At 39.7% G+C, this 6,099-nt stretch carries 7 protein-coding genes; 5 read left to right on the forward strand and 2 right to left on the reverse strand.

The features are described from left to right. The first annotated feature begins 545 nt into the window (after positions 1-545). The 4 genes from G5B32_RS13650 (at position 546) to G5B32_RS13665 (ending at position 3,252) form a co-directional block, all read left to right on the forward strand. Positions 546-821, forward strand: coding sequence for a helix-turn-helix domain-containing protein (locus tag G5B32_RS13650; RefSeq protein WP_165292076.1), 276 nt, complete (start codon positions 546-548; stop codon positions 819-821). A 302-nt stretch (positions 822-1,123) separates the two neighbouring features. Then, complete coding sequence (locus G5B32_RS13655; RefSeq protein WP_165292077.1) at positions 1,124-1,669, forward strand: BfmA/BtgA family mobilization protein; 546 nt, start codon at positions 1,124-1,126, stop codon at positions 1,667-1,669. A 2-nt stretch (positions 1,670-1,671) separates the two neighbouring features. Continuing rightward, positions 1,672-2,592, forward strand: a complete 921-nt coding sequence (locus G5B32_RS13660) for a DUF5712 family protein (RefSeq protein ID WP_165292078.1) — start codon at positions 1,672-1,674, stop codon at positions 2,590-2,592. 189 nt (positions 2,593-2,781) lie between these two features. Further along, positions 2,782-3,252 carry a JAB domain-containing protein gene (locus G5B32_RS13665; protein ID WP_165292079.1) on the forward strand — a complete coding sequence of 157 codons (471 nt, stop codon included), beginning with the start codon at positions 2,782-2,784 and terminating at the stop codon, positions 3,250-3,252. Positions 3,253-3,275: 23 nt separating this feature from the next. Here G5B32_RS13665 and G5B32_RS13670 read toward each other — a convergent pair whose 3' ends face one another. Continuing rightward, positions 3,276-4,952: a hypothetical protein gene (locus tag G5B32_RS13670; protein WP_165292080.1), complete on the reverse strand. Its 1,677-nt coding sequence runs from the start codon at positions 4,950-4,952 to the stop codon at positions 3,276-3,278. 20 nt (positions 4,953-4,972) lie between these two features. Beyond that, the gene (locus G5B32_RS13675; RefSeq protein ID WP_165292081.1) at positions 4,973-5,449 is read right to left on the reverse strand and encodes a hypothetical protein; all 477 of its coding nucleotides are present in this window, start codon (positions 5,447-5,449) and stop codon (positions 4,973-4,975) included. Between the two features lie 166 nt (positions 5,450-5,615). Here G5B32_RS13675 and G5B32_RS13680 point away from each other — a divergent pair, with 166 nt between their 5' ends. Next, entirely contained in the window at positions 5,616-6,038 is a 423-nt protein-coding gene (locus G5B32_RS13680) for a helix-turn-helix domain-containing protein (protein ID WP_165292082.1), read from the forward strand. Positions 6,039-6,099 lie beyond the last annotated feature (61 nt).

The raw sequence follows: 6,099 nt of genomic DNA on the forward strand, positions 1-6,099 counted from the left end.
TAAATAACGGTTAACATATTTCAAAAAGAGATGTTATTCTTAAATTTTTTCTAAAATTCAATTTTAGAAAAAATTGATTTGGTTTAAATAAAAAACATTTCATGCTCTTCATTCAAATCTAGGAAAAATTCTGTTATATTATATTTATTAAGTCTTCAGTTAATAAACAAACATAAAGAACGAGAGTAAATCAAGTCAAGTTTGGCTATTTCAAGATTTATAACTAAAAAAGTGAAATTTTAACAGAAATGTGTAACCCTATTTCAGGACGAGTCAAATGAGCAAGCGGAAGTTGGGCAAGCCCTACTTTTTAAGCCTTCATGCGCTGCATTCGGCTTTTTGAGTATCCTCCGGGAATACTCTTCTCATTTATAAACCATTTAAACCTTCTTTTTGGAATTCCCCATAGAATTCCTAACTATTTTTCACAATCCTATGCAATATTCAATTGGGTTAGCCTTAAACAGCTGTTTTTCTTAAATTTAATCTCCCCGCGCCCTAAATATACTGACTTAAAGTAGTTTGTAATTTAATAGAGATAGGATATGGAAATCAGAGTAGTGACGATGGAAGACCTCCGTCAGCTCAAGATGGAGCTGATCGAAGAGATGAAGGAAATTTTCAACCTTAATGCAAAAAATAGCAACGAGAGGGTATGGCTCAAAAGTGCAGAAGTCAGGCAACTATTAAAGATATCGCCGGGAACCCTTCAGAATCTGCGCATCAGAGGACTTTTGCCCTATCGCAAGATCGGAGGGAGTCTTTACTATCACAGGAACGATATCGGTTCCATGATGGAAAGGAGCAACTGTAATGGATAATACTTCCCATGCAAATAATGAACGTTCCTTTGAAAGGCTTTTTGATAGGATCTTGAAAGATAGTGGGCTAATTACTTCCCAGTTAGGCCTGATCATGGCGCTCTATTATTATTCCCATGCGAGCAACCTTAGACTGCCATTTCAGGTAAGCCGGAGAAAACTGATGGCATTCTCCAAGATAAGGTCCATATCGACCTACCACAGGTGCATCAAGACTCTTGTAAAGCTGGGATATATAGATTATGTCCCTTCTTACCATCCCTTGCTGGCCAGTAATTTTCGATTCCTAATACCCTAGAACTATGGATGGAAAGATCGAAAAGAACAGGTCGGTAAAGTTCAGCTTACAGGTGGATAAAAAGCTTGATAATTTGGCCAGGAAGCTCGGAAGGACAAAGCGTACGGCCGTGATCCAAATGATCGACTATTTCTACAACACAAAGAAAGATCCAATGGACATCAACGACCACGCCCTTAGAAACCAGTTATCCCAAGGGATCAACCGTATCCTGTCCTTCATCAAGCAGCAGGAAAAAGATCTGTTGTTACCCAGTTTCAACCTTTCCAGCGAAGTGTTGAAATTGCTGCAAGTTCAGTTCTCGGAATCAATTCAGCATAAACAAGCAATCCATGCCTTGACTATCCTTGTGAAAGATATGAACCGAACATTGGATTCGCTGAACAGACAATTGGATTCCGAAAAAATAAAGAAATCAGTACTGATTGCAAATGCAATTAAATTAGTTGACAATTTTCTAAAAGATAGGGATGCCATTGGTTGGAGCATGAGTTCGGCCAAGAAGGAAGAGCTCTATAAAAAGCTTATCTCCGACCTCCATAAGCTCTAGTCATGTTCATCAATATTTCTAAATCCAAGACGGGCAGCAATATTGGCAGCTGTGGGGCTTTGGTGAATTATCTGGAAAAGGAAAACAGACTCGTAGAAAATCTTTCAGAATCGGAAAAATGGTTCAATGGAAATTCCAGTGACATACTACCGCATGAAGTCAGGATAGCAATCGATGCCAATATCGCTAAACTGTCCAGGGATGACGGTAAGTTCTATCTGATCAACATCAGCCCGAGCCAAAAGGAGATTGCTTTTCTATTGGAACGATTTGGTGAGCAGGAGGCCAAGTTTCAGCTCAAGGAGTTTGCGCTCAAGGTGATGGATGCTTATGCCAAGAACTTTCATCGTGAAGGGATAGGTGGTCAGGCTGACCTGTTGTGGTTTGCTAAATGGGAGAAGAACCGCTATTACGGACATCAGGACAAAGCGGTAATCCGTGGGGAGAAAAAGCGCGGAGAACTCAAGGAAGGTCATCAGTTTCACATTCAGATCATCGTCAGCCGCAAGGATATCACAAATAAGATCAAGCTGAGTCCCCTGAATACTTCTCGGGGAAAAAACAAGTCCCATTCTCAGAAGCTCGGTCAGTTCGACCGAAGGGCATTTAAGGAATCAGGAGAGCTTCTATTTGATAAAATGTTTTCATATGACCGAGGATTGCAGGAAACTTTTCAGTTTTCCAATAGTGTAAAGAATGGCAATTTGCAAGAGCGAAGGCAGGTCGACCGAATCCTGCAGTTTTCTAAAGGCAGGGATGAATGGAGAGCTGTTAGCTTTCGAGAATTGTTTGCTGGAAAATCTCAGGCTATGGACTTGGTGGCTAATTTGCTTTCAGGTACAAGCCTGCCATCCGAGGGAATGGAAAGATCGTTTCCAAGAAGGCGAAAAAAACGCAAAGGGAAACGGCTAGGCAGGTCTTAGATTTATTTTTTATTCAATCCATGATAGGGATCAAAGTTCGGACACTGTCCTTCGGGGCGGGACAAGAAATTCCGACATAAACACTTGCCCATCGCACAGCTCCATCTTTTATTTCGTTGCTTCTTGCCCTTGCTCGGTCAGATCCGGTGCGGGCTCCATAATCATTTCTTGAAACTAAATAAGAACGTTATGGAAAGCAGAAAAAAAAGAAATCTTCTGTACAAGGTGGCAGAGGTTCAGCTAAGTTACAGCAACCGGATTCCCAGCTCTAAATTGCCCGTGGTGACTTCTTCCAGTGAAGCCTACAGCGTGATCATGGATAGCTGGCAATGTGAGAATTTAGAACTCTTTGAGCGGTTCAGGGTACTGCTGATGAATACGGGCAACCGCGTGATGGGTGTTTATGAGGCTTCCAGTGGCGGGATATCGGGAACCATTGTGGATATCAGGCTTTTGATGGTTACAGCGCTGAAGGCGACCGCTACGGGGATCATCGTCTTTCACAATCACCCTTCGGGAAACCTCAAGCCAAGCGCAGAGGATAGGAAGTTGACCCAGCGCATCCATGAGGCCGCAAGCTATTTGGATATCAGGTTGCACGATCACCTGATCGTTGGCCGGGAAAGGTATCTTTCCTTTCGGGATGAAGGGCTTCTATAGCCCTTTTTTTGGTCTTTCGAATTTTATTCCAGATCGGCTTCTCCATCAATCAATTCCATGCATTTCTCCACGAAGAGCACTGTTCTGGCTTCATATCGGTATTCTTCCTCCCAGTCCTGATCGGTGCATCCCATCAATCGTTCTTCGGTAGTGGCACCAGCCAGATTGTCAAAAAGCTTCATTTCTTCCCAGGATGATCTAGGAAAGATATCATTTGGAAATTGCCAGAAGCTCGAGCAGAGCTCATACAGGAATTTCATATTAAGGTTATAGGGTGTAAAATCAAAATAGTATTCCAATAGCCCAAGGCAGGACTGCCCGATAGCCTCTTTGTAGAGGAGGATCTTGATATGGACTTCTTCAGTATTCTCTAAATTTCTGCCTGCGTTGAAAAACGTGCGGCAGCTTTGTCTTCGGCTGTACCAATTTTTCAAGCAGAGCGATTTATTCTCCTCGGATATATTTCCTTTTTTGGGATGAATATAAAGTTTGGATAGAAAATTAGTTGATTTGTCTGTAGGGGTTAGCTCGTAGAGAATTTTATGGATGAGCGGATTATTTGCATCAAGCAGCTGCTGGATCTCTGAAGTACTGTAATTCAGGATCAACATGTTTATCTCAAACCTTTCTTTTATGTCCTTTATCAGTTGATCTATTCGATCCCTTAACGGTTGATCTGTGATCAGCAGGATATCCAGATTTCTAGCAACCATAATTTCTTGCGCTTCTGAAAAGTTTACTCCCCTAATTTCAAAGGTTCTATTACGTGATCCAAAGATTTGGAGGTATTTTTCCTCCGGTATTTCCTGATCTAGGTATGCTAGCATAGGTTTCATATCGTCCAATATCGAAAGATTTGGAAATTGATTCGCATCCGTTTGGTCGGGTTCGTTTGCAGTTTGGAATTTATATCTGAAATCCATGGTGATCTTGATGATGATAGTTTCTGATAGTTCCGCCAGCGTTTTCATCTTCTGTTCGATCTTTTCAAGGGTTTCAAGCGAAATCTGGAAATCATCTTCATACCGCGTTGCACGGTAGATTTTTTCAAGAATTTCCAAAAGATCATCATCAACCGCTTGATCTACATCAAAGACAGGTTTGCAGTAGGGATAAATTTTACATAGAGTCGCATGATGGCACCTAATGGAATGGGTAATTTTGTCCTTTCCCATCAGGACAATCTCCAAGTTCCTATAGGTTTGTTCCAGAACCTGATGGATCATAAAAGCGGACTTGGCGTATTTAGATCGGGATTTGAAATGATAATATCCATCTTTGAATTCTTCTATCTTTTTAAGGTCTCTTTTCTGGACTTCCTTGAAGAGCGCTAAACACGCTACTGGATCAAAGTCATTTGGGATTGGAGAAAACTTGGAATCAGGTTTTTGATAGACCAGGTTTTCAGGTTGGCATGAACAAAATAGAAATATATTTCCCTTTTTGATCTTTTCTCTAGCCTGAAAAGCAACAAAGCATTTGATCAGGTAGTTTTCATATTCTTTTATGCTGTTCATCATCTTTGGCGTAATTTCTCCGATGATATTGACATATTTATTCGATACCAAAAGGATAAGTTCCTGATGTTTGCCTGATTCATGGAAGTCGCTCCGATAAATACATTCGATCAGGAAATTGGAGGTCAGTATCTGGATTACCTCTTCCAACTTTTGGTCTAAGTGCAATTCTTTGGAAATCATAACTGATATTTTAAAAAACTCTAAATTTTGTCCAATAGCGAAATCTTTCGATGGTTCTGGTGTTTGTTGAACCACCATTGAACCCATTTTTGATTGAAGATATTGTAACCTGCATGGAAAGCATCGCTTTCGCTACCTTCGATGTCCAAGCTGAATGATCTGGAAAAGTAGGCTCGGTTTATTTTCAGTTCTGCCAGCATCTGCTTGATCTCTTTCTTATCAAAGTCACCTTTTTCTGTTCGACAGGAAAGAAAGAATTCATTGGCCAAATTCCTCTGTTTTTTTGTCGCATCTTTTCTATAGCTATAAGCCAAGCTATTCATGTATTCTTGGATGATCTTTTCAGGAGTTAGGCCAAGTATGGCACAGAGATACCTAATATTTGCATGGACGAAGACGGAATACTTTTTACTGCGGGAAGAATAGCGTTTATCGATTTCATGGTATTTACTACAAACCTGTTCCATGGAAAGGAACTTTTTTCTTAATCTTTTCATACGGTTATTGCTTTTGAAATATGAAGTTCAGCACACTAACTAGTCTATACAATTCAGAACCTCGCATAAATTATCCTAGAAGGAGAATATGTTATCCGTTAAATATTCCTTAAATTCGTAAATGGGTTGATCAAAAGATTTATCTTTAAAAAATTGACATCGAATTATGGAAAGGACACAACATATCCACGAAGGAAGAAATATCAAAAGGTTCAGGGAAATGCTGGGCATGAAGCAGGAAGCACTCGCATTTGAATTGGGCGACGATTGGACTCAAAAGAAAGTGTCACAATTAGAAGCTAAGGAAAAGATTGAAGCAGATATTTTAGAACAAGTTGCCAAAATATTAAATGTTAGTTCAGAAGCAATTCAAAAATTCAGTGAAGAAACTGCTATGAATATTATCTCAAATACATTTAATAGTCATGATTCGTCAACTTTAAATGCTATTAACTCTCATTGTACAATAAACCCAATTGAGAAATTAATGGAGTTGTATGAAGAGAACAAAAAACTTAATGAACAATTGCTAAATGCTGAAAAGGAAAAGGTAAAATACTTAGAAGAGTTATTAAAGTCAAAAAACTAAAAGTACACATACAATAAATGGATCCCTTTCAAACTTTGATTGGGATTTTTTTTGAAGCTAA

It is taken from the genome of Sphingobacterium sp. SGL-16, from assembly GCF_011043515.1.
Classification (GTDB): domain Bacteria; phylum Bacteroidota; class Bacteroidia; order Sphingobacteriales; family Sphingobacteriaceae; genus Sphingobacterium; species Sphingobacterium litopenaei.

Coding starts and splice junctions, on each gene's coding strand:
- G5B32_RS13680 (WP_165292082.1), top strand. CDS start 5,616: ATGGAAAGGACACAACATATCCACGAAGGAAGAAATATCAAAAGGTTC.
- G5B32_RS13655 (WP_165292077.1), top strand. CDS start 1,124: ATGGATGGAAAGATCGAAAAGAACAGGTCGGTAAAGTTCAGCTTACAG.
- G5B32_RS13660 (WP_165292078.1), top strand. CDS start 1,672: ATGTTCATCAATATTTCTAAATCCAAGACGGGCAGCAATATTGGCAGC.
- G5B32_RS13675 (WP_165292081.1), bottom strand. CDS start 5,449: ATGAAAAGATTAAGAAAAAAGTTCCTTTCCATGGAACAGGTTTGTAGT.
- G5B32_RS13665 (WP_165292079.1), top strand. CDS start 2,782: ATGGAAAGCAGAAAAAAAAGAAATCTTCTGTACAAGGTGGCAGAGGTT.
- G5B32_RS13670 (WP_165292080.1), bottom strand. CDS start 4,952: ATGATTTCCAAAGAATTGCACTTAGACCAAAAGTTGGAAGAGGTAATC.
- G5B32_RS13650 (WP_165292076.1), top strand. CDS start 546: ATGGAAATCAGAGTAGTGACGATGGAAGACCTCCGTCAGCTCAAGATG.